This window comes from Acidovorax sp. M14 (assembly GCF_049331375.1).
Taxonomy (GTDB): Bacteria; Pseudomonadota; Gammaproteobacteria; order Burkholderiales; family Burkholderiaceae_C; genus Acidovorax.
In genome coordinates this window covers 606,883-631,356 of the sequence record NZ_CP186263.1, presented here as the reverse complement: position 1 = coordinate 631,356, position 24,474 = coordinate 606,883, and the positions used below count along the sequence as shown (strand labels likewise).

Genomic DNA, 24,474 nt, shown 5'->3' with positions numbered 1-24,474 from the left:
GAGGACACACCGATGAACCCGCGTCTGGTGGAGTACTACAACCGGGAACTGGCCTACCTGCGTGAATTGGGGGCCGAGTTTGCTGCCGCGTTTCCCAAAGTGGCCGGCCGGCTCGCGCTGCGAGACCTGGACGTGGCGGACCCGTACGTTGAGCGTCTCCTGGAAGGGTTCAGCTTTCTGACCGCGCGGGTGCAGATGAAGATGGACGCCGAATTCCCCCGGCTTTCACAACGCATCCTCGAGATGGTGTGCCCCCACTATCTGGCCCCTACCCCGGCCATGGTGGTCGTCCAGATGTCTCCCAGCAATACCGAGGGCAACGTGGCAGACGGCTATTGCCTGCCTGCTGGCAGCATGCTGCGTTCACGCAAGACCCATGACGACCAGGTACCGTGCGATTTCCGTACCGGGCACGACGTCACGCTCTGGCCTATCGCCCTGCAACGCGCAGTTCTGGGTGGCCCTCCACTGGACCTCCCGCTGTCTCGCTTCGGATTGCAGCAGGAGCCGGCGGGGCATTTGCGCCTGGAAATCGAGACCCAGGGGGCGACCGACTTTGCGCAACTGCCGATGGATCGGCTGGATATGTACATCCACGCCTCGGACGCTGTGGCATCCCATCTGCAGGAGCTGTTGCACGAATCTCTGCTCGGCATCGTAGTGCACGATGCACAAGATCCGAACCGGGTGTACGGATACCTCTCGGCCCAAGCCCTCAGGGCCGAAGGATATGAACAGAGTCAGGCCCTCCTGCCGTATTCGCACCGGGCATTTCAGGGACACCGGTTGCTGCATGAGTATTTCGCCTTTCCGCCGCGCTTCCGGTTCTTCTCCATCCAAGGTCTGGCGAGTTCGCTACAAATGATCCTTGGAAGGCGTCTGGCCATGACGCTGCTGCTGCGCAAGGCAGCCCCAGACCTCGAACCGGTGGTGGACAGACAAAATTTCCTGTTGCACTGCACGCCCGCAATCAACCTGTTTGAACGCATGGCGGACCGCATCCACGTGTCTGCAGGCGTGAACGAGTACCACGTGGTGATGGAGCGCACACGTCCGCGCGACTTCGAGGTGTACAACGTGCTCAGTGTCACCGGCCACCAGGAGGGCCAAGTGAACGACCGGGAGTTCGTCCCCTTGTATGCCTCCGTCCACGGCATACGCTCAGACGACCAAGCGTATTTCGCCGTACGGAGGGAGCCCCGGCTGTTTTCGGAACACGCCGTACGTTACGGTCCCCGCACCCAATACCTTGGCAGCGAAGTGTTCCTGTCGCTGGTGGACCAACGGGCAGCCCCCTTTTCCGACGACCTCAAACAGCTTTCGGTACGCACGCTGTGCACCAACCGGGATCTGCCTCTGCTGATGCCGATCAACCAAGCCGAGGGTGATTTCATCACCCTCGACTCAGCACCCATCGGCGCCATACGCACCGTCGCCGGACCATCGCGTCCGATGGGCAGCGTGGCAGAAAATGAGATCACCTGGAGATTGATCTCGCATCTGTCGCTGAACTACCTCGCGATGACCGACCTGTCAGAGCAGGAAGGCGCAGCCACGCTGCGCGAACTGATGAGCCTTTACCTCGCCCTGGGCAACCATGCCCTGGCTGGCCAGGTTGCCGGGCTGAAAGAAGTCAGCATTCAGCCCATCACCAGGCGCCTTGCCCAACACCGCCAACTGCTATATGGCCGGGGGGTGGGCATCACGCTCACAGTCGATGAATCTTCGTTCGCTGGCGTGAGCGCATGGCCGCTGGCCTGTGTGCTCGAGCGCTTTTTCGCGCGCCATGTCGGCGTCAACAGCTTCACTGAACTGTCTTTGCACTCTCGGCAGCGAGGACCACTCGCCACATGGGAAGCTCGCCCAGGCCAGAGGCCCAATACATGACCGGCGCAGCATCTCCAAACCGGAAATTTCCGTTGCCGCGGCAAGATGGCAGCGCTGACCTGTGGCAGCGCTTGCGCACCGATCCACACGCCTTTGATCTGTTTTTCGCCTTGCGATGGCTGCAGGCCCGCCATCCGGATCTACCGGCTTTGGGCCGTGCTGCGCGCCCTCAAGCGGAGCCGATACGCCTGGGCCAGGACCCTTCTCTCGCCTTTGCCCCGGCCACCATTGCAGAGGTGCTGCCAGCCGTTGCCGGCCAGCCGGAGCGGTTGATGGTTTGGAACTTCGGTCTGTATGGTCCCAATGGACCGCTGCCTACCCACTTGACGGAGTACGTCCGCGAGAGACAGCGCCAATACGACGACCCGACACTGGCCCGGTTTTCCGACATCTTCCATCACAGACTGCTGCTGCTGTTTTTCCGCGCCTGGGCCGATGCCCAGCCCACGGTGTCTCTGGACCGCCCCGGTGACGGGATGTTCGGGCGCCACCTGGCCAGCATCATTGGTATCGGTGAACCATCAGCACGGCAGCGTGATGCGGTGGACGACCACGCCAAGCTCCACATGGCTGGCCACCTCACGCGCATCACCCGCAATCCAGAAGGTCTGCAGCGTGCCATCACCAGCTACTTTGGGGTACCCGTCGCCCTGCACGAATACTGTCCGCACTACCTCGAGCTTGAACCCTCGCAACAAACCCGTCTCTCGCGGCATCCCTGCAACTCTCAGTTGGGCGTCGATACGGTGGTGGGCTCCAGGGTCCCCGATGCGCAAAGCAAGTTCCGACTGCGCATTGGCCCGATGACACTGGCGCAGTACGAGCGCTTTCTTCCAGGCCATTCAGATTTCAAGGCGCTCGTGGACTGGGTGAGGAACTACCTGGGTATCGAGTACGCCTGGGATTTCGAACTCGTGCTGCGGCGTGAGGAAGTCCCCGGCACGCGACTGGGCGGCGGAACCCGCCTGGGCTGGACCAGTTGGATGCTCGATGGCCCTGCAACCTCTGACGCAGATGACTTCCGTCTGGACCCGGAAAGCTGGCTGCAAACCCGTGGCCAACCCGTTAGAGCGCACGCGTCCATGCCTGCGGACGCGTGACGCGGCTTCGCTTTTCCATTTCCCCGAAATTCTTTTTTAACGCCCGTCCCCATAACCATGTCAGAGATCAGTCGCCTTGCCTTGTTCGGAAAACTCAACCCGCTGCTTTTCAAATCGCTGGAGGGCGCTACGGTGTTCTGCAAGCTGCGGGGCAACCCCTATGTCGAACTGGTCCATTGGCTGCACCAGTTGCTGCAGGAGAGCGACTCCGACCTGCTGAGGCTGTTTCGCCATTTCGAGATCGATGCAGAGCAACTTGCTGCCGACGTGCTGCGCAGCCTGGACCGGCTGCCACGGGGAGCCACATCGATCTCCGACTTCTCGGACCAGATTGAGATGTCCATCGAACGCGGCTGGGTCTACGCCACGCTGATGTTCAACGAATCGCAGATCCGCAGCGCCTACTGGCTTTCCGGCATGCTGCGCACCAGGACACTGGCCAATGAGCTCCGATCAATTTCGAAGGAGTTCGAAAAGATCTCCGAGCCATCGCTGAGCGACGCATTCCCCCAACTGCTCCCACTGTCGCCGGAAGCCCGGCTCCAGGCAACTGACGGTTCGGGACTCCAGGGGACGCCAGGTGAAGCCAGCAGTGCGACAACGCCGCTCGGCACGGGTAAGCAGGACGCCCTGCAGCGCTATACCGTTGACCTGACCGAACGCGCCCGCCAAGGCGAACTCGACCCGGTGACAGGCCGCGACGAGGAAGTGCGCCAGATGATCGACATCCTCATGCGCCGTCGGCAAAACAACCCCATCCTCGTGGGCGAAGCTGGGGTCGGCAAGACCGCCGTGGTGGAAGGCTTGGCGCTGCGCATTGCCGCAGACGACGTTCCACCGCCGCTACGCGGCGTCCAGCTGCGCACCATGGACGTTGGCCTGTTGCAGGCAGGCGCGAGCATGAAGGGCGAATTCGAGAACCGGCTTCGCACGCTGCTGGACGAAGTGCAGGCCAGCACCACTCCGATCGTGCTCTTCATCGACGAAGTGCACACCCTGATCGGTGCGGGCGGCCAGGCTGGGACGGGCGATGCGGCCAACCTGCTCAAACCAGCATTGGCCCGTGGAGTGCTGCGCACGATTGGCGCCACCACCTGGGCAGAGTACAAGAAGTACATCGAGAAAGACCCGGCGCTGACGCGCCGCTTCCAGCTGGTACACATCCACGAGCCCGACGAACCCAAGGCTGTGCACATGCTGCGCGGAGTGGCCGCCAAGCTGGAAGCGCATCACAAGGTTCGGATCGCTGACGAGGCCGTGGTGGCCGCGGTAAACCTGTCGCACCGCTACATTCCCGCACGCCAGTTGCCAGACAAGGCGGTGAGTCTCATGGACACCGCCTGTTCCCGCGTCGCCATGGCCCTCACGGCAACCCCTGCGCGCCTGGAGGCCGTGACCCGCCAACAGGAGGCGCTCCAAGTGGAGCTGGAGGTCGTGCAGCGAGAGGCCGACCTGGGCATCGCCGATGCAGGGCGTATGGACGAGCTGGCTGCAGCGCTGGAGCGCCTGCGGCAGGAGAAGGCCACGCTGACCGAACGCCTGGTCCGCGAGAATGACCTCGCCCAACGCATCATCCAGGCAGAAGCAGCGCTTCTTGCGGCACGGCTTGCACGCACCCCGGAAGCGGCCGAAAGCGACGCGGTGGCTGCCTCCGCCGAAGCAACGACATCACCCGTACCAGCCGTCTCGCCCGAGGAGCTGGACACGATGCGCAAGGAGCTGCTTACGCTACAGGGGGACGACCCCCTGCTGCACCCGGTGGTGGATGCAGGCGTCGTGGCTGCTGTGGTGGCCGAATGGACCGGCATTCCGGTGGGCCGCATGGTGCGCGACGAAGTGAAGTCGGTGCTGACGCTGGCACAGACGCTGGAGAAGCGTGTGATCGGCCAGCGCCACGGGCTAGAGGCCATCACGCGACGCATACAAACAGCGCGCGCGCAGCTGGACAACCCCAGCAAACCCATTGGAGTGTTCCTGCTGGCAGGTCCCTCGGGGGTGGGAAAGACCGAAACCGCCCTGTCCCTGGCCGAGGCGCTGTACGGCGGCGAGCAGAACCTCATCACCATCAACATGAGCGAGTTCCAGGAAGCGCACACCGTCTCCACGCTCAAGGGCGCCCCACCGGGCTATGTGGGGTACGGCGAAGGCGGCGTGCTGACGGAAGCGGTGCGCCGCAGACCGTACAGCGTGGTGTTGCTCGATGAGATCGAGAAGGCCCACGCGGACGTGCATGAGATGTTCTTCCAGGTGTTCGACAAGGGCTGGATGGAGGACGGCGAAGGCCGCTACATCGATTTCAAGAACACCGTGATCATCCTGACGTCGAATGTGGGCTCGGAGCTGATCGCGGGCCTTTGTAACGACCCCGACCTCATTCCGTCGCCGGAGGCCCTGGCAAAGGCAGTCCGCGAGCCGCTGCTCGACAAGTTCCCGGCTGCGCTGCTTGGCCGCCTCACGGTGGTGCCGTACTACCCGATTTCCGACGCGATGCTCGAGCAGATCATTGGCCTGCAATTGCGCCGCATCCAGACACGTATCCAGGCCAACCACGGCGCGCAATTCCAGTTCGACGAGAGCGCCGTGCAATTGATCCGAGAGCGCTGCAGTGAAGTGGAGTCTGGCGCCCGCATGATCGACGCGATCCTGACCCAGAACCTCCTGCCGCGCATGGCCATAGAGTTCCTGCAGGCCTCGGTGGACGCAAAGACCATCAGCCGGATCGACGTGAGCGCCGCCGACAACGACTTCGTGATCCGCTACGTCTAAGCCCACAAGCACCCCCTTCGACGCACCGCCACCATGCCCCACGCACGCTTGCTCCGCAACCTGCTCCACCACACCTGCGCCGCAGACCGCCGAGCGGGCACCACGCGACCGACTGCCGCCTTGATCGCTTTGGTTGTCTGCGCAGCCTTCGCGATGCCAGCGCATTCAGGTCTGCTAGATGGCCTGGGCAGGGCCGGCGAAGCCATCAGTCGCAGCGAAGGCGCTGTGTCAGCCGGTCAGCAGATGATGTCCACGGGGCAACAGGTGATGTCGACGGGCCGGCAGGCGATGGACGCGGGCCGCCAGGCCTGGGATAGCCGCAATGGCATTCCGTTCCAGCCGCCCTCCGGGCCCGCCGTGATGGCGCGCGACGAAGGCGGCCCGGTGCGACTCATTGCCGCCCTCGAACGCGGCGTGGGCGACCCCGTCGCTGCGGGTAGCACGCTGGTGGCGCTGCTCGACCAAGGCGCGTACTTCGTGCAGCGCCAGACCGCGCATGTGACAGCACCTCAAGACCAACTGCTGGCCACTCCCCGCGCAGACAGTTCGGCAGTGTCCATCGACCTTCCGGCAACACCACCGGGAACCCTTTTCGACCTGGGCTCTGGCAGGGTGCGGACCTCAGGCGCCGGCGTAAAGATATTTGCACTGTCTGTACACACCAGCCTGCCACGCCGGGCGAGCCGTCGCGCGCTGGACGCGATCGAGCAGCACGCCATGCTCACCACCAGCTCGGTGCAGATGGAATGGCCACTGCAGCCCGACCTGGCCATGGAAGCGGTGGGCGGCAAGCTGCTGGTATGGGCCAGCGAGTCAGGGGCAGCTTTTCCAGCGGGGTTCGGCGCAGACGGTCGCCTCTTCACACCCGACGACCCCATGGTCCGGCTGCCGCGCGGCTACACCGTGGTCACCCTTGACAGCCGCGGCTTCAGCTTCGACCGCAGCCGCGAGATTGCGCTATCCCAGTACGGGGTGCAGTCCACGGCCGACATCGACCTGACCCGGCTGTCGCCCGGCGAGGCCTTCAAGGCATTCACCAGCGTGATGCATGAACGCTACCCGTTCCGCGGCGCGCAGCCCATGGACTGGGCGCGGCTGCAGGCCGAGCTGGCGGACAAGGTGCGGCAGGCCGGTGACCAGCGGGAGCGGCAAGCCATGGCGCAAATCTACGCCGACATTGGCACACGCCTGCAGGACGGCCTGTTCCGCGTCGAACTGCGCGGTACAGGTGGTCCCCAGGGTCTCACGGCAGGACTCGATGTGGGCTTGGCCGGCCAGTGGCTGCCGCGCGGCATCACGCCCCTGCCGATGCAGGGCGTGTGGTGGCTGCCTGATGGCCGGGCCCTGGTAGGCAGCGTCGCTCCACGCTCGGCAGCGGAACTGGCCGGGCTGCGCCCGGGCGCTGAGATTGTGGAAGTCAATGGCGAAAGCATCGGGCGCTACGTGGGCCGTGCCGCCCAATACTCAAACCGACCTACCGAAGTCGGACGCCGCCACGATGCCCTCAAGCTCATGGCCTATGATCGCGAGGCCATGGTGCTGAAGGTGCGCCAAGATGGCAAGGACCAGACCTTCGATCTGCGCCAGCGCGTGGCGGAACGGCCTCAGGCGACAGGATCAGCCCCCAACAACGAATCGCTGTCAGCGTTCCAGTTGCGCAGCCAATCGGGCCGGCAGTACGGCTACATCGCGCTGAATTCGTTCGCCGACGGCGGAGGCAACCTGGACCAGTGGGAACGCAGCCTTGCAGCCGCCACCCAGGCACGGCTCAGCGGCCTGGTGCTGGACCTTCGGGGCGCCAACCATGGTGCCTATCAGTTGGTCCCCCACTACGCAGCGTCTTTCTTCTCTTACGACCGACCACTGAGGCTGCAGGGCTACGCGCAGCGCCAGGTGGACGCTACCGCCAAGGTGTGGCGCACTCGCGGCAGCCTGGGCCTACCTCCACAGCTGCCGCTGTTCACACAAGGCGGCGCTTACTACGGCGCCCCCCTGGTGCTGCTGACGGGACCGGAGTGCACGGGCCCGTGCGAGATGTTCGCAGCCTGGTTGCAAAAAGCCGGTCGGGCCCAGGTCATCGGAACGGAGCCCACGCCGGGCGCCGTAGGCATGACGACACGCGTGCTGCTGCCCGGAGACGTGGTCGTTCACGCGCCCACGGTGGCAGAACTGGGCGCTAAAGGCGATCACTATGTCTTTGGCAAAGGCGTTGAGCCCGATCTGCGCCTGGCGGTGGACGCAGGCTTCGTCCAACGCGTCATGACCGGTGGCGACCCGGTGCTGGATGCCGCCGTGCAGTGGCTGGACGGTAGGCCCCTGGCACGCTGATAGCAGCGTCATGCGCTCATGTGGCCAAAAAGCAAGCAACCCCTGCTTCAGTAACACAGGCAGGCGAAAATAGCGCATGCCCATCATCCCCGACTTCATCGCCCCCACCCGCCACACCGACCCGGCCGATGCCCTGGCCCAGGTGCAGCGTATTTACCAGCAACAAATCGGCCACCTGCGCGACGCCATGCAGCGTTTTGTGGCGGGCGAGACGCCCGAGGGTCCGGTGCGGGCTTTCTACCCGTTTGTGCGGGTACACACCACCACCGTGGCGCGGGCCGAGACCAAGCTGGCCTATGGCTTTGTGGAAGGTCCCGGGCGCTATGAGACGACGCTGACCCGGCCCGACCTGTTTGCCAACTATTACGCCGAGCAGTTCCGTCTGCTGCGTGCTGCGCACAACGTAGAGCTGGAAGTGGGCACCAGCACCCACCCCATCCCTATCCATTTCTCGTTTGCCGAGCACGACCACATTGAGGGCACGCTGACCCAGGCGCGCCGCATGCTGATGCGGGACGTGTTCGACTTGCCCGACCTGGCCGCCATGGACGACGGCATCGCCAACGGCACCTGGCAGGCCGCGCCAGGCGAGGCGCAGCCGCTGTCGCTGTTCACCGCGCCGCGCGTGGACTACTCGCTGCACCGCCTGCGCCACTACACAGGTACGGCGCCCGAGTGGTTCCAGAACTTTGTGCTGTTCACCAACTACCAGTTCTACATCGACGAATTCGTGCGCCTGGGCCACGCCGAGATGGCCAAGCCCGACAGCGAATACATCGCCTTCATCGAACCCGGCAACGTGGTCACGCGCCGCGTGGGCCTTAGTGCCGAGGCAGGCGACGACCTGGGCGCCGCTCCACCCCGCCTGCCGCAGATGCCCGCCTACCACCTGGTGCGCAAGGACGCGAGCGGCATCACCATGGTCAACATCGGCGTGGGCCCGGCCAACGCCAAGACCATCACCGACCACATCGCCGTGCTGCGCCCACATGCCTGGATGATGCTGGGCCACTGCGCAGGCCTGCGCAACAGCCAGCAGCTGGGCGACTACGTGCTGGCCCACGCCTATGTGCGCGAGGACCATGTGCTGGACGAAGACCTGCCGCTGTGGGTGCCCATCCCGGCGCTGGCCGAAATCCAGCTGGCGCTGCAGCAGGCGGTGGCCGATGTCACGCAGATCAGCGGCGCGGACCTGAAACGTGTGATGCGCACCGGCACCGTGGCCAGCACCGACAACCGCAACTGGGAGCTGCTGCCCGACAACACGCCGCAGCGCCGCTTCAGCCAGAGCCGCGCCGTGGCGCTGGACATGGAAAGCGCCACCATCGCCGCCAATGGTTTTCGCTTTCGCGTGCCCTACGGCACCCTGCTGTGCGTGAGCGACAAACCCCTGCATGGCGAGATCAAGCTGCCCGGCATGGCCAACCACTTCTACCGCGAGCGGGTGGACCAGCACCTGCGCATCGGCATGCGCGCCATCGAGATCCTGCGCAACGGCGGCGTGGACCGCCTGCACAGCCGCAAGCTGCGCAGCTTTGCCGAGGTCGCTTTTCAGTAAACGAGGGCCCTGGGGCCGCTGCGTATGCCACTGGATTTCCTCACGCTGATGACGGTCATGGCGGCCAACCTGTTCATGATCTCGGCCGCGCTGCCGCTGATCATGGGCCGGGACGTGAGCCGCGCGGCACGCCATGTGCAGGCCAGCATGCTGCTGCAGGCCGTGGCCTGGGCGGCCATCATTGCCTCATCCACCCTGTGGGACCAGGCCCTTTCTACCGTGTCGATTGCCTGCAACGCGGCCGCACAGTGGATGCTGTACCGGGCGCTGGAGGAATGGCTGGGCCCCCGCCCCTTGCGCCGCGTGCTGCTGGTGTTGGTGATTGCCGTCCCGCTGGGCTACACCCTGGGTTTTGGGCACTACGCCTGGCGCGTGGGCTGGGCCAACTTTTTGATGGCCACTATTTTGTGCATCGTTGCGCGCGCCACCCTGGCGCCCGTGGTGGAGGCCAACCTGCGCTGGCGCAGCCTGCTGATGGGCTGCCTGCTGACGTCGGCCGCTTTCACGCTGGCGCGGGGCATGCTGGGAGCCTTCACCGACCAGTACCCGAGCTTTCGCACGCCCCATCCCGTCAACCTGGCAGCTGCTGTAGCCACCAATGTGAGCCTGGTGCTGGGCACCGTCGCCCTGCTGGTGGCGTGGCGGTCGGAGGCAGAACACAAGCTGCGCACGCTGGCGATGACCGATGGCCTCACCGGCGTACTCAACCGGCGAGGCTTCACCACCCAAGGCAGCAGCCTGCTGGCACACGCCGCACGCCACCAGTTGCCCATGACGGCAATGATGCTGGACCTGGACCACTTCAAGCAGGTCAACGACACCCACGGCCACGAGGCCGGAGACCGCGCCCTGCAACTGTTTGCCCGCCTGCTGGGCGACACCTGTCGCAGCGGCGACCTGGTCGGGCGCCTGGGTGGCGAGGAGTTTGGCGTGCTGCTGTTGCACAACAGCGCACCCGCTGGACTGGCCCTGGACCGGCGGCTTCGTAGGCGTCTGCATGCCGTCAGCGTGGCAGAGCTGGGCTTTGCGCTGGACTACAGCGCCGGGATGGCCGTGCTGCAGCCGGGCGAAGCTGGCTTGGCCAAACTGATGGCCCGTGCCGACGGTGCCCTCTATGCAGCCAAGACGGCGGGCCGGGGGCGGCTGGTCGCGGCGGACTGAGGCAAGCAGTCCTGTTTTGATAGCATCAGGCGCAATACCCACTAGCGCCTGCGGCAGATTCTGGCAAAAATCCGCCCCCAAGCACCACGGACGCACTCGTCGCACACAATCCCTCCATGACCGCACTTTTTGAAGCCCTGCACCTGCGCAAACGTTATGGCGAGACCACGGTGGTGGACGACGTGTCCTTCGCCATTGCTCCCGGCGAATGCCTGGGGGTCATCGGCCCCAACGGCGCGGGCAAGACCACCACCATCCGCATGTGCCTGGGCCTGGCGTCGCCAGACGGGGGCGAAGTGCATTTCACGCCCCAGCCCGGCACGGCCCCGCTCCTGATGCCCCGCGATGCGCTGGCCATCAAGGCGCAGCTGGGTGTGGTCACGCAGTTCGACACGCTCGACCCGGACTTCACCTGCGCCGAAAACCTGCGCGTGTTCGGCCGCTACTTCGGCCTGAAGGGCCCGGTGATGGACGAGCGTGTGCCCCAGTTGCTGGAGTTCGCAGCCCTCACCCACAAGGCCGACGCCAAGCCGGGCGAGCTGTCGGGCGGCATGAAGCGGCGCCTGTCACTGGCGCGCGCGCTGGTCAACAACCCACGCCTGCTGCTGCTGGACGAGCCCACCACCGGCCTGGACCCGCAAGCCCGCCACCTGATGTGGGAGCGGCTGCAACTGCTGCTGCAGCAAGGCAAGTCGATCCTGCTGACCACCCACTTCATGGACGAGGCCGAGCGCCTGTGCTCGCGCCTGCTGGTGCTGGACCATGGCCGCAAGATTGCCGAAGGCCGCCCGCGCGAACTGATCGCCCAGCACCTGGAGCCGGACGTGGTGGAGGTGTTCGGCGTGGGGGCCGTCCAGATGGCCGAAGACGCCGCGCTGCGCGCCCTGGCCGCCCGCGTGGAGATCAGCGGCGAGACCGTGTTTTTCTATACCCAGAACGCCCAGCCGCTGCTGCAGGCCCTGGCCGCACACAGCCACCTGCGCACGCTGCACCGGCCGGCCAATCTGGAAGACCTGTTTCTCAAGCTCACGGGGCGGCAGATCCGGGAGTGAGGCCGGCGGGAGTGCCTGCCACCCGGCCCTGCCACCAGTTTTCAAGGTCTTGGGGCGCGCAAGGCTGGGAAAAGAGGTAACCCTGCAGTTCGTCGCAGCCCAGCCGGGCCAGCCACTGGGCCTGGTAGTCGGTTTCCACGCCCTCGGCCACCGTGCGCAGGCCCAGCTTTTGCGCCAGGGCCACGATGGCGTCCACCAGTGCTTCGCCCCGGTCATTGCTCCCCAGGTCGTTGACGAAAGAGCGGTCGATCTTGAGCTTGCGCACCGGAAACCGCTTGAGCTGGCTGAGTGACGAATAACCGGTGCCGAAGTCGTCGATGGCCAGCTGCACACCCAGAGCGGTGAGGCGCTGCATGGTCTGCAGGGCCTCCTCCACGGGCTCCATGATCGAGCTTTCAGTGATCTCCAATTGCAGCAACCGGGGTGGGCACCCGGTGCTTTGCAAGGCGCGGGCCACCACCTGGTCCAGCTCGGGCTCCTGGAACTGACGGGCCGAGAGATTCACCGCCACCGGGATTTCCCCCCAACCGGCATCCAGCCACCGGCGTGCCTGCGCGCAGGCCTCGTTCAGCACCCATTCGCCCAAGGGCACGATCAGCCCCGTGTCTTCGGCAATGCCGATGAACTGCAGTGGCGACACGAGCCCCCGCTCCGGGTCCGCCCAGCGCACCAGCGCTTCGACCGAAGACACCTGGCCTGTCCGCGCATCCATGATGGGCTGGTAGTGCAGGCGGAGCCCGCCGTGTTCGATGGCGTGGCGCAGGCCGGCTTCCACACGCAAGCGCTCGGTCAGCACCTCGGTCATGTGCGGGCTGAAGAAAGCCAGCCGGTTGCCGCCCAGGTCCTTGGCGTCGTACATGGCTACGTCTGCATTGCGCAGCAACAGGTCGCCGGAGTCTCCATCCTGCGGGAACACGGCGATGCCCAGACTGGTGCCCAGCAACCAGCTGGATGTGCCGGTCTCGACGGGCAGCGTCAGCGCCCGCAAGATGCGCCGCGCCATCGGCTCCACCACTGCTGCGTCCGGCAGGTCGGGCAGCACCACCACAAACTCATCCCCTCCCAGCCGCGCCACCACGTCGCCAGGGCGTACGCAGCCCTGCAGCCGGGCCGCCACCTCCCGGAGCAAGGCATCGCCCCGTGCATGGCCCAGGCTGTCGTTCACCCCTTTGAACCGGTCCAGGTCCATGGCCAGCACCGCCACGCAGTGCGCCTGCTCCCGGGCCCGCTCCAGCGCCGCGTCCAGCCGTTCGGTCAGGCTGTAGCGGTTGGCCAGATGCGTCAGCGGGTCGCGCCGCGCCTGGCGCTCCAGCGTTTCGGTGTGCTGCGCGATGGACTGCTGCTGACGCAGCAGCGACTCCGCCATGCGGTCCAGCGCGCGGGCCACCTGCCCCAGCTCGCCGGGGGGATAAGGTGCGCCGATGGGTTCGGCGTAGTTGCCCGCGTCCAACCGGCCAATGGCGCGAATGGCACGAATGGCGTGGCGGCGGACAGAAAACTCCACCAACAGCCAGGCCGCCACAAAGACCACCGCCGCCAGCGCCAGCACCCCCAGCAGTGCACGGCGGAACTCGCGCTCCACGGGGCCTCGCAAGTCGTCTTCAGGCACGGCCAAGGCCAGGCGCAAGTCCGCGCCTTGCGAGCGCGGCAGCGGGGCGCGCACCCACACACGCCGCACGCCATCGCTGCCCTCCATCAGGGCATGACCGTCGGCAGGCTGCAGCATGAAGGCACGTTCAGCCCCGCCCGCAGCCAAGGACGGCACCTCGGGCCGGTGGAAGTCCATGACCACGGATCCATCGGCATTCCAGACCTGCAGATTCATGCGCTCGTAGCGCTGCGCATGCACCATGGTCTGGCCGTAGTCCTGCATGTCCAGCGAGGCCAGCAGGATGAAGCGCAAAGCCCCCGCAGGGTCGCGCACCGGGTAGGCCACCTGCAGCACGCCTTTGCCCGTCAGGCGGCCAATGGCGGCCTCCAGCACCGGGCCTGTGGCCGTCTGCGCCCGCTGGAAGTAGCTGCGGTCGCGCAAATCCAGCGCCCGGCCGCTGCGCAAGGAATCGCAAAACAGGGAGCCGTCGGGCTGGATGGTGAGGATGCCGGTGTACTGCGGATGCTCCTTGAGGACATCCGCCAGAAAGTCCGAGCAGGCCGCCTTGTCGCCCGCGGCCAGCAGGGGCACGCGCCCCAGGCCAAACAAGAGCTGCCCCGTGCCCGCGATCTTGTCGTCCAGATCGCTCGCGATGATGCTGGCCCGGGCCACCAAACGGTCACGCGCCTGGGTGGTGGTGGCCGACCGGAACTCCAGCAGGAGCCACACAAGGGCCGGCACCGGCAGCAAAGAGGCCGCCAACACCAGCCACAGAATGCGTGCACTCAGGCTCACAGGGTTGCTCCTTCACAAGCGCCATGGCACCGGCCTGCACCTGCTGCAGGCCTGGGTCATCAGGCCGCGCGGGGCCTCACCTTGCCCGCAGCCAGCTTGGCGTTGGCCCGCGCGCTGTCCACATTGTCGGCACGCGCCAGCGCCACGCCCATGCGGCGCTTCACAAAACTCTCGGGCTTGCCAAACAAGCGCAGGTCGGTGCCCGGCACGCGCAGAGCGTCGTCCACACCGTCAAACACGATGCCCTGGGCCTCAACGCCGCCGTAGATGACGGCACTGGCGCCCGGGTTGCGCAGGCTGGTATCCACCGGCAGGCCCAGGATGGCGCGGGCGTGCAGCTCGAACTCGCTCTGGTGCTGGGTGCACAGCGTCACGAGGCCGGTGTCGTGCGGGCGCGGACTCACTTCGCTGAACCACACGTTCTCGCCCTTCACGAACAGCTCTACACCAAACAAACCCTGGCCCCCCAGGTTGTCAGTCACGGCCTTGGCGATCTGGCGCGATTTTTCGAGTGCTGCCGGATGCATGGGGTGGGGCTGCCAGCTTTCCACATAGTCGCCGCTCACCTGCACATGGCCGATGGGGTCGCAAAAGCTGGTGGCGATCTGGCCGTCCGCCCCCACTGAACGCACCGTGAGCTGGGTGATTTCGTAGTCGAAGTCGATGAAGCCCTCGACGATCACGCGGCCGTGGCTCACGCGGCCCCCGGCCATGGCGTAGTCCCAGGCCTTTTGCACGTCGGCCGGGCCGTCGATCTTGCTCTGGCCCTTGCCGGAGCTGCTCATCACGGGCTTGACGATGCAGGGGTAGCCAATACCCGCGTCAATCGCGGCCTGCAGCTCTTCGAGCGAGTTGCAGAACTTGTAAGGGCTGGTGGGCAGGCCCAGCGTCTCGGCAGCCAGCACACGGATGCCTTCGCGGTCCATGGTCAAGCGCGCGGCGCGGGCGGTGGGGATCACCCGCACGGTGCCCGCGGCTTCCAGCTCTTCGAGCATGGGGGTGGCAATGGCTTCGATCTCGGGCACCACCAGGTGCGGGCGCTCGGCTTCGATCAGCGCCTTGAGCTGGGCCGGGTCGCTCATGGTGATGGTGCGCGCGTGGTGGGCCACCTGCTGGCCGGGGGCGTTGTCATAGCGGTCCACGGCGATGGTCTCGACCCCGAGACGCTGCAGCGCAATCAGCACTTCCTTGCCCAGCTCGCCCGAGCCCAGCAGCATGACTTTGGTGGCGTGGGGGGACAAGGGGGTTCCGAGGGTGGTCATGGTGGTAGTGCTTTCGTTGGGGGATGGGGCAGAGCGCCGTGGGAGAGGCGGGCAATCCACGGCGCGAACACAACTTTACGGCATCTGGGCGCTGACAAATCAGGCCGCCCCAGGTTGCCCCATCGCGCCGCTGGCACCATCCACCCGCATCGTTGCGATGGCCTTGCTAGGAGCCTGCGCGGGGTGATTTTCGCCGCGCGGTGACGGCCCCTGCAGCAGCCTGCGTGGTGAACGCTGGCAGCGGCCGCGCCATGACCTCGGCTGCATCGGCCGCCGCCATTCCCAGCCCGCGCAGCACCATCTGCAGCAGCGCGTTCACAAACGCAGGAGAGTCAGCCACCTCCCCTTGCGCAATGCGCACCTGCGCGCGGATGCAGGTACCGAACACCATGTCGATGGCGGCCTCCTCATCCACCACATCAAAGCGCCCCTGCGCTTTCGCTCGCCGCAGATCGGCCAAGGAATACGGCTTGACCAGTTCAATGGCCTGGGGGTGGGCCATCGCCAGCTGAATCATCAGCAGGGCCCAGGGTGCGCTCACTTCTGCCAGCCAGAGGAACCGCCGCATGCCGATGCTCATGCGCTGCGCCCCGTCCTCAATGTGCTGGTAGCTCTGCACCACACGCTCGTTGAGCGTGGTGAACAGCGCAAGAGCCAGCGCTTCAAAGATCTCTTCCCGCGTGCTGAAGTGGTTGTAGACCGTGCCGGGCGCCATGCCGGCCACGCGCGCGATCTCCTGAATGGTGGTGCTGGCCACGCCCCGCGATGCGATCACCTCCACCGTGGCGTGCAGCAGTTGCCGCCGCGTGCGTTCGCGCTTGGACGGCCGCTCGCCCTCTCCCGGCAAGAGGAACCGCGCCAAAGGCTCCGGCAGCGGGGGCATTGACGGAGCACTATAAATTGATTCAGAATTCATTTTTGAACAGTCAATTCAATTTTCAATTGTTTAATCAATTTCAGGAGCATACCGCCATGCCGAATTCCCTCCGCCTTGCCTATCTGGTGTTTGAAGCCCGCAAACCCGCCCGCTGGGAGCGGTTCATGAAAGACATGCTGGGGCTTCCCGCGCCCGCCGTCCATGCCGACGGCAGCACAGGCTGGCGTGTGGATGGCGCCAGCCAGCGCCTCGTGGTGACCCCAGGTCCCCGTGACGACCTGGCGGCCGTGGGCCTGGAATGCGCCGATGAACACGAACTGCGCCAGCTGGTGCAACGCTTGCAAGCAGCCGGGCACCGTGTCGAGCAAGGCGATGCCGTACTTTGCAGTCAGCGCAAGGTACAGCACCTCTGGCATGTGAACGACCCCGAACAGGGTCGCGTGGAGCTGTGCGTGGGCCTTGCCGAAGCGGCGACGCCGTTTGCCAGCGCAGCCTTTCCCGATGGCTTTGAAACCGGCGCGCTGGGACTGGGGCATGTTGTCCTGGTCGCGCAGGACCTGGCCGCGATGGAGGCGTTTTATGGCGGACTGCTGGGGTTCGGCGTGACAGAACGACTCCAGACACAAGTGGGCCCGGTCCACATCCGCGGCACGTTCATGCATTGCAACCAGCGCCACCACTCGCTCGCGCTGTTTGACCTGCCGTCCTCGTTCCGCATTCACCATTTCATGCTGCAGGCGCGCAGCCTGCGCGATGTGGGGCGGGCGTTCGAACGGGCCGAGTCGCTGGGGCTGCCCATCGACCTGGACCTCGGCCAGCACCCAGAGCCGGACGGTACCTTTTCGTTTTACGCAGAGACACCCTCCGGTTTTGCGTTTGAAATCGGAGCGCAGACCCAAGCCATCGACCCAACGGGCTGGCAGACCATGCACACCCACGAGACCAGCACTTGGGGCCACCAGCCCCGGCTGCGCCTGAAGCTCAAAATGGCACGCGAGCTGATCAAGTCGCGCTTCCGAGGGCGCCGCAGGCACCCGAGCCAGGCCGCCGGCACGGCTACGGGAGCAACATCATGAAGCGCTGGTTGCGACGAACCCTCTGGGCGGGAGCCGCACTGGCCGCTACCGCTGCAGCCCTCATTGCTGGCGGCACACAGATGGCCGAGCGCAAGATGAATCGCCCGCTCACGCTCGAAGTCGCCTCGCCCGCCATCGTGCAGGACGCCGCCAGCATCGAGCGCGGCCGGTACCTGTTTGCCTCCCGTGGATGTGTGGACTGCCATGGGGCGAACGGTGCGGGGCGCACCTTCATTGACGATGCCAACGGCCTGCTGGTACGCGGCCCCAACCTGACGCCTGGCGCAAACAGCGTGGTGGTGGGCTACCGCAGCGCCGACTGGGACCGCGTGGTGCGCCATGGCATCAAGCGCGACGGTCGCCCGGCCCTCATCATGCCCAGCGAAGACTACAACCGCTTCACAGACCAGGACCTCGCAGCGCTCGCGGCCTATGTGCAGCAATTGCCCGCCGTGGATGGCGAACCCGGCATCGTCCGGCTGCCGGTGCTTGTGAAGCTGCTCTACGCCGCCGGGGTCGTGAAAGATGCCTACGAGAAGATCGACCACACGCTGCCCGTACAGACGCCGGTGGCCGAGGGCGTCAATGTGGCGCATGGCGCCTATGTGGCCAATATGTGCATGGGCTGCCACGGTGAAAAGCTGGCCGGAGGCAAGATTCCCGGAGCCCCTCCAGACTGGCCGGCCGCCTCCAACCTCACATCGGCCCCGGAGGGCGCCATGCACCGCTACCTCAGCGCACAACAATTCCGCCAGATGCTCACCACGGGCACGCGCCCCGACGGCTCAGCGGTCAGCACCGTCATGCCTTTCGGCTCGCTCAAGTCCATGAGCCAGACCGACGCCGACGCCCTGTACCTGTACCTCAAGGCCCTGCCGCCCGTGCCCACCGGCAGCAAACGCTAGCACCCGCACACGCCATTTTTGCAAGGTGCGTTGGCGAGGCCCCAGGGCCAGACACAAGCGCTCAACAAAGTCGGGGTGCCGCCCCAGCGAGGCTCGGCAACGCAGAGGACGGCCCGGCGGGGCGAAGCAGGCGCAAAACTTGCGAAGCACCGGCATGCATACCCCCATGCCACCGCACTCCCCACCCAGCCCCGCCACCGACTGGCACGCGCAGGAGCTGCTGCTGATGCGCGAGGTGATGCGCCTCATCGGCCGCAGCCTGGCGCCCGGCCTGGTGCTGCGCGAAATGCTGCACCTGATGAGCGAACTGCTGGGCCTGAACCGGGGGCGCATAGTGCTGGTGGACAACGCCCCCTCCTCCCCAGCCGGCGCGCCGCGCACCGCCTCCATCCAGCATGCGTACGGACTCACCCAGGCCGAGGTGCAGCGCGGGCGGTACGCCTGGGGCGAGGGCATCACCGGCCGCGTGCTGGCCACGGGGCAACCTGCCATCGTGCAGGACATTGATGCCGAACCGCTGTTTCTGGCACGCGCGGTGGAGCGCAGCCAGCTGCCGCCCGAGACGGTGGCCTTCATCGCCCTGCCCATCGAGGTCAACAATGCGCCCATCGGCGTGCTGGCCTGCCACCGCATCCGCAGCCGCCAACGCCACCTGAACGACGACCTGGCGGTGCTGCGCGTGCTGGCCACGCTGGTGGGGCAACTGCTGCAGCTCGAAGCCCTGGTAGCCGAGCAGACGCGGCAGCTGGAGGCACGCAACGCCGTGCTGGCCAATGCGCTCAATACCAAGAGCGCGCGCTACGGGCTCATTGGCAGCTCGCCGCCACTGCTGCAGGCCTTGAGCGAGCTGGAGCGCGTGTCGCAAACCCAGGCCACCGTGCTGCTGCTGGGCCAGTCGGGCACGGGCAAGGAGCTGTTCGCACGCGCCGTGCACCTGGCCAGCGGGCGGCGCGACCGGCCCTTCATCAAGGTCAACTGCTCGGCCATTCCGGACGCGCTGTTCGAGTCTGAGCTGTTTGGCTACGAAAAAGGTGCATTCACCGGCGCCAGCACGGCCCGCGCGGGCTGGTTTGAGCAGGCCGACAGCGGCACCATCTTTCTGGACGAGATTGGCGAGCTGCCGCTGGCCATGCAATCGAAGCTGCTGCGTACGCTGCAAGAGGGCACGCTGGTGCGCCTGGGCGGGCAGCGCGAGGTCAAGGTCAACGTGCGCCTGGTAGCGGCTACCCACCGCGACCTGGCAGCCGATGTGGAGGCCGGCCGCTTTCGGCAAGACCTGTACTACCGCCTGCACGTGATCCCGATCCACCTGCCCTCGCTGGCCGAGCGGCGCGAGGACATCCGCGCGCTGGCACTGCACTTTGTGAGCCGCGCCAACCAGGCACACCAGCGCAACGTGAACCTCTCGCCCGACGCGCTGGCGCGGCTGGAAGAACACCCCTGGCCCGGCAACATCCGCGAGCTGGGCAACGTGATCGAACGCCTAGTGCTGCTGACCAATGACACGCTGGTGACGCGGGCCGAGCTGGACCGGTTTCTGCCGGCTGCGTCCGTGCCCCTGCCTTCGCCGCCCGCACCGCAGCCCCCAGCCACCACCGGCGCAACAGCACAGTCGACCGCCGCCCCGGCGCCGCTGGTGCGTGACTACGCGCCCGCCCAGTCGCACAGCGTGTTGGTGCTGCAGACAGCATTGGCCGAGCACCACGGCAACCAGTCGCGCGCCGCGCAGAGCCTGGGGCTGACGCTGCGGCAGTTCAGCTACCGGCTGCGCAAGGCGGGTCTGAAGTGACGACGGACAATGTGTCGACAATGTGTCGACACAGTGTCCAGGGCCGTCTGGTCCACCCCGACCAGCGGCATGTGGCAACACTCCATTCACTATCAAATCAATAGCTATCAGCGCATATTCCACTAGCGCATACAGCCATTTCCATTCAAATCTTCTCATCCACAACCGCTCTGGCACACCTGTTGCGATAAGGAGGGCAGGCATCCCGCCCACCACCGCACCGAAAGGTTTTCCATGAGCACAGTGACCGCTACCGCCTCCGACGCCGTCCTCATCTCGCCCACCCAGTTGTTGGCCCTGCAAGCCGCAGAGCCTGTGGTGCTGATCGACACCCGCGACGCCGACACCTATGCCCTGGGGCACATCCCCGGCGCGGTGAACCTGCGCGAGACCTTCACCTACCTCGCCACCTCCACGCCCCAAGGCCTGCAGGAGCTGAAAGACACCTTTGCCGCGCACCTGGGCGCCATCGGCCTGTCGGGTGCGGAGACGGCGGTGTTCTATGAAGATGCGCTCAACAGCGGCTACGGTCAGTCCTGCCGGGGCTACTACCTGCTGACCTGGCTGGGCTACCCCAAGGTCAAGGTATTGAATGGCGGCTACTCGGCCTGGAAGGCGGCAGAGCTACCCGTCTCCACCGAGGCCGTGGTGCCTACCCCTGCCATCTTCCCCACCAACCTGGCCACCACCGACGTGATGCTGACCAAGGAAGACGTGATCGAGGCCCTGGGCACCGACACCGTGCTGCTGGACGTGCGCGATGTGGACGAATGGATTGGCGACAGCTCCAGCCCCTACGGCAAGGACTTTGCGCCCCGCAAGGGCCGCCTGCCCGGCGCCAAGTGGCTGGAGTGGTACCGCTTCATGAAGCCCTCGCCCCAGGGCCCCGTCTTCAAGTCGCCCGACGAAGTGCGCGCCGAATGCGCCACGGCGGGCATCAGCCCGGCGGACACGGTGTACCTGTATTGCTTCAAGGGCGCACGCGCGTCCAACACCTTCCTGGCGCTCAAGCAGGCGGGCTTTGCCGATGTGCGCATGTACTTCGGCTCGTGGAACGAATGGTCGCGCGACGACAAGCTGCCGATCGAAAGCGGTCTGCCGCTGGTCAAGTTCCCCAAAAAGCCTGCGCTGGCGCTGGCGGCCTGAGTCCCGTGCGTTGTTGCAGCGGGTGTGGCCCGCTGCGAACCCTGTCCTTCTTTTTTGCATTCCCTTCTCTTTCTTCAAGGAACACCATGTCCACCGATCTGCTGGAACCCTCTGCTCCCGTCACCACCGTGCACACGCACCTGCGCCCCATCGACCGCGACGGCCTGATGGCCTTTGCCGACAAGGGCCGCAACAACCCCGCCAGCCGGGGCACCAACAAGGTCCACACGGTGATGGAAGGGCAGTACCGCTCGCTGAGCTATGTGGGCAATCATGCGCCGGTGGTGGTGGACGAGCCGCTGCACCTGTTCGGCCAGGACACGGCGCCAGCGCCCGGCGAAATCGTGCTGTCAGGCCTGGGCGGCTGCCTGGCCGTGGGGATCACGGCGGTGGCCACCTGGAAGCAGGTCAAGCTCAGCAAGATCGAGGTGTTCATGGAAGGCGACATCGGCAACCCCGCCGCCTGGGGCGCTGGCGGCGCGCTGCAAAAGACGCCGCCCGAAATGGGCTTCCAGGCCATCCGCGTGAAGGTGCTGGTGGAGGGCGACGCGCCGCGCGAGGTGCTGGACGAGATCGTGCAGCACGCCAACTTCTACTCGCCCGTGGCCAACAGCATGCGCAACCCCATTCCCTTCGAAATCAGTCTGGCGGACTAAAGAGCCCCCCACCATCGAGCCCGCCCCGCGCACCCAAGGAGCCCCATGAACCCCGCCGACCTCCCTCCCCAACTCCACCTGGACGGCGCCCTGCGGGGCGATGCGCTGCTGGCCGCCGTGCGTCAGATCGCGCAGGGCCCGCTGGCCGCGCAGGTGGAGGCAATAGACCGCACCGGCTACTACCCCTGCGCGGAGCTGCAGCAGCTGGCCGCCGTGGGCACGATGAGCGCGCACCTGGACAGCACGGCCGGCCCGGCCGACTACGGCCTGGCCATCCGCGCCATGGCCGAGGCCTCGCGCGTGTGCGGCGCCACGGGCTTCATGATGTGGTGCCAGGCGGTGTGCGGGTTGTACCTGCAGCAGTCGGGCAACCCCGCGCTGATGGGCGATGTGTTGCAGCGCCACGCCAGCGGCGCAGGCATGGGCGGCACGGCGCTGTCCAACCCCATGAAGAGCTACGCGCAGATCGAAAGCCTGCTGCTCAAGGCCACGCCAGTGGAGGGGGGCTACCTCATCAACGGCACCCTGCCCTGGGTGAGCAACCTGGGGCCCGACCACTACTGCGGCGCGATTGCGGCGGTGGTGGAGGCCGACGGCACGGCCAGCCAGCGCGAGGTAATGTTCCTGCTGCGCTGCGACGCACCGGGCGTGGAGATGCGCGAATGCCCCAGCTTCTCCGCCATGGAGGGCACGGGCACCTATGCGCTGCGGCTCAAGGACCATTTCATCGGCACGGCCGACATCATGGCCGACCCCACCCGCCCCTTTATTGCCCGCATCCGCGCTGCGTTCGTGATGCTGCAATGTGGCATGGCGGTGGGCATCACCCAGGGCGCCATCGACTCGATGTGGGCGGTGGAGGCCCAACTGGGCCATGTCAACCAGTTCCTGGAAGACCGGCCCGACGCCCTGCAGGCCGAGCTGGATGCACTGACTGCACGCGTCATGCAACTGGCCCAGACCCCGTTCGACACAAGCACTGATTTCTTCATCGACGTGCTGGACGCCCGTGCCCATGGCGCGGAGCTGTGCCTGCGCGCCGCCCAGTCGGCCCTGATGCACCAGGGTGCGCGCGGCTACCTGATGAGCTCGGACGTGCAGCGGCGCGTGCGCGAGTCGCACTTTGTGGCCATCGTCACGCCCGCCATCAAGCACCTGCGCAAGGAGATCGCCCGGCTCAGCACCGAGGAGATGCCTGCATGACGCCCGCCCTCCCCACCGCCACCACGCCGTCGGTTGCCTCCGAGTTCGTGCTGAGCGCGGCATCGCAGGCGCTGTGCGATGCGTTTGCCGACGCGGCCACCCAGGCGCCCTGGCAAAGCTACATCTGCAACGCCTGCGGCTACGTCTACCACGAGGCCGACGGCGACCCCGATGGCGGCCTGCCGCCGGGCACGCGGCTGGCGGACATACCCGACGACTGGGCCTGCCCCTTGTGCGGCGTGACCAAGGCCGATTTTTCGCCGTACGAAGCCCCCACGCTGGAGGCGCTGCGGGCGCAGGCCAGCGCAGCGCCAGCCGCCTCCCTGCGCGTGCGTGGCGAGCCGGGCGTGGTCATCGTCGGCGCGGGCCGTGCAGGCTGGCAACTGGCCGAAACCCTGCGCCAACACAGCGCCACACTGCCCATCACCCTGGTGACGGCCTGCACGGGCGACCGGTACGACAAGCCTTTGCTGTCGGTGGCCATGGCGCGCCAGCTGGACCCGCTGGCCCTTGTGTCCGAAACCGGTCGCGATGCGGCGCACCGCCTGGGCGCCACCCTGCTGGGCCACACCCATGCCGTGCGCATCTGCGCCGACACCCACCAACTGCGCACCACCCGGGGCGTGCTGCGCTACGGCCACCTGGTGCTGGCCCACGGTGCGCAGGCCGCCTTGCCGCCGGGCTTGCCCGCCAGCCTGTGCTGGCGCATCAACCACCTGGACGCCTACCAGCGCCTGCGCCAGCACCTGGGCGACCAGCCCAAGGACGTGCTCATCATCGGCGCGGGCCTGGTCGGCAGTGAGCTGGCCAACGACCTGGCACTGGGCGGCCACCACATCACGCTGCTGGACACGGCCACCGAACCACTGGCGCGCTGGCACGACCAGCAGGCGGGCCCGCAGCTGCTGGACGCCTGGAGGGACCTGTCCATCCGCTTTGAAGGCGGTCTGCAGGTGGAGCAGGTAGAACGCGTGGGCTCGCGCTACCGCGTCACTACCACCAGCGGGCGGCGTTTTGCGGCGGACGAAGTGGTGGTGGCTGCAGGCCTGCTGCCCCCCCACCGCCTGGCGCAGAGTGCTGGGCTTGATTGGACCCATGGCATTGCGGTGGACGCAGGCACGCTGCAAACCAGCGTATCCCGCATCCATGCACTGGGCGATTGCATCAGCATCGACGGGCAGTGCAGCCGCTACATCGAACCGATTGCCCGGCAGGCGCGCACGCTGGCGGCCGCCATCCTGGGCCAGCCGGCGGCACCCTATGAGCACCGGGCGGCGGTGGTGCGCGTCAAGACCACCAGCCGGCCGTTGACCCTGCATTGA

At 66.4% G+C, this 24,474-nt stretch carries 17 protein-coding genes; 14 read left to right on the top strand and 3 right to left on the bottom strand.

Translation table 11 applies throughout. The annotated features are described in order from the left end of the window. Positions 1-12 precede the first annotated feature (12 nt). The 7 genes from tssF (at position 13) to ACOYR4_RS02960 (ending at position 11,852) form a co-directional block, all read left to right on the top strand. Positions 13-1,887, top strand: coding sequence for a type VI secretion system baseplate subunit TssF (gene tssF, locus ACOYR4_RS02990; protein ID WP_422848582.1), 1,875 nt, complete (start codon positions 13-15; stop codon positions 1,885-1,887). Further along, positions 1,884-2,987 carry a type VI secretion system baseplate subunit TssG gene (tssG, locus tag ACOYR4_RS02985; protein WP_310046173.1) on the top strand — a complete coding sequence of 368 codons (1,104 nt, stop codon included), beginning with the start codon at positions 1,884-1,886 and terminating at the stop codon, positions 2,985-2,987. Before tssF ends, tssG begins: the two co-directional genes overlap by 4 nt. A 57-nt stretch (positions 2,988-3,044) precedes the next feature. After that, the gene (gene tssH / locus ACOYR4_RS02980; protein WP_422848581.1) at positions 3,045-5,753 is read left to right on the top strand and encodes a type VI secretion system ATPase TssH; all 2,709 of its coding nucleotides are present in this window, start codon (positions 3,045-3,047) and stop codon (positions 5,751-5,753) included. Between the two features lie 33 nt (positions 5,754-5,786). Then, positions 5,787-8,081, top strand: coding sequence for a S41 family peptidase (locus ACOYR4_RS02975; protein ID WP_422848580.1), 2,295 nt, complete (start codon positions 5,787-5,789; stop codon positions 8,079-8,081). A gap of 76 nt (positions 8,082-8,157) precedes the next feature. Next, the gene (locus ACOYR4_RS02970; RefSeq protein WP_422848579.1) at positions 8,158-9,639 is read left to right on the top strand and encodes an AMP nucleosidase; all 1,482 of its coding nucleotides are present in this window, start codon (positions 8,158-8,160) and stop codon (positions 9,637-9,639) included. Positions 9,640-9,663: 24 nt separating this feature from the next. Continuing rightward, positions 9,664-10,800, top strand: coding sequence for a GGDEF domain-containing protein (locus tag ACOYR4_RS02965; RefSeq protein WP_422848578.1), 1,137 nt, complete (start codon positions 9,664-9,666; stop codon positions 10,798-10,800). 116 nt (positions 10,801-10,916) lie between these two features. Beyond that, positions 10,917-11,852: an ATP-binding cassette domain-containing protein gene (locus ACOYR4_RS02960; RefSeq protein ID WP_422848577.1), complete on the top strand. Its 936-nt coding sequence runs from the start codon at positions 10,917-10,919 to the stop codon at positions 11,850-11,852. Here ACOYR4_RS02960 and ACOYR4_RS02955 read toward each other — a convergent pair. From ACOYR4_RS02955 to ACOYR4_RS02945, 3 genes are all read right to left on the bottom strand, one after another. After that, positions 11,827-14,238, bottom strand: a complete 2,412-nt coding sequence (locus ACOYR4_RS02955) for a putative bifunctional diguanylate cyclase/phosphodiesterase (protein WP_422848576.1) — start codon at positions 14,236-14,238, stop codon at positions 11,827-11,829. The two genes, ACOYR4_RS02960 and ACOYR4_RS02955, sit on opposite strands and share 26 nt — an antisense overlap. Before the next feature lie 59 nt (positions 14,239-14,297). Beyond that, a complete protein-coding gene (gene purT / locus ACOYR4_RS02950) occupies positions 14,298-15,500 on the bottom strand; it encodes a formate-dependent phosphoribosylglycinamide formyltransferase (RefSeq protein WP_343733791.1) in 1,203 nt (400 codons plus the stop codon). Between the two features lie 166 nt (positions 15,501-15,666). Continuing rightward, on the bottom strand, positions 15,667-16,383 hold the full coding sequence (locus tag ACOYR4_RS02945) for a TetR/AcrR family transcriptional regulator (RefSeq protein WP_343733790.1): 717 nt from the start codon (positions 16,381-16,383) through the stop codon (positions 15,667-15,669). Between the two features lie 89 nt (positions 16,384-16,472). Here ACOYR4_RS02945 and ACOYR4_RS02940 point away from each other — a divergent pair, with 89 nt between their 5' ends. The 7 genes from ACOYR4_RS02940 to ACOYR4_RS02910 all read left to right on the top strand — a co-directional run bounded on the left by ACOYR4_RS02940 (position 16,473) and on the right by ACOYR4_RS02910 (position 24,474). Further along, entirely contained in the window at positions 16,473-17,453 is a 981-nt protein-coding gene (locus ACOYR4_RS02940) for a VOC family protein (protein WP_060986691.1), read from the top strand. Beyond that, the gene (locus tag ACOYR4_RS02935; protein ID WP_422848575.1) at positions 17,450-18,358 is read left to right on the top strand and encodes a c-type cytochrome; all 909 of its coding nucleotides are present in this window, start codon (positions 17,450-17,452) and stop codon (positions 18,356-18,358) included. Before ACOYR4_RS02940 ends, ACOYR4_RS02935 begins: the two co-directional genes overlap by 4 nt. 166 nt (positions 18,359-18,524) lie before the next feature. Further along, a complete protein-coding gene (locus tag ACOYR4_RS02930; protein WP_422848574.1) occupies positions 18,525-20,147 on the top strand; it encodes a sigma-54 interaction domain-containing protein in 1,623 nt (540 codons plus the stop codon). A 234-nt stretch (positions 20,148-20,381) separates the two neighbouring features. Continuing rightward, positions 20,382-21,293, top strand: a complete 912-nt coding sequence (locus tag ACOYR4_RS02925) for a sulfurtransferase (RefSeq protein ID WP_015012391.1) — start codon at positions 20,382-20,384, stop codon at positions 21,291-21,293. Between the two features lie 86 nt (positions 21,294-21,379). Further along, positions 21,380-21,949 carry an OsmC family protein gene (locus tag ACOYR4_RS02920; protein WP_008905298.1) on the top strand — a complete coding sequence of 190 codons (570 nt, stop codon included), beginning with the start codon at positions 21,380-21,382 and terminating at the stop codon, positions 21,947-21,949. Positions 21,950-21,994: 45 nt separating this feature from the next. Continuing rightward, on the top strand, positions 21,995-23,152 hold the full coding sequence (locus ACOYR4_RS02915; protein WP_422848573.1) for an acyl-CoA dehydrogenase family protein: 1,158 nt from the start codon (positions 21,995-21,997) through the stop codon (positions 23,150-23,152). Continuing rightward, positions 23,149-24,474 carry an FAD-dependent oxidoreductase gene (locus ACOYR4_RS02910; protein WP_422848572.1) on the top strand — a complete coding sequence of 442 codons (1,326 nt, stop codon included), beginning with the start codon at positions 23,149-23,151 and terminating at the stop codon, positions 24,472-24,474. The genes ACOYR4_RS02915 and ACOYR4_RS02910 overlap by 4 nt, the downstream gene beginning before the upstream one ends.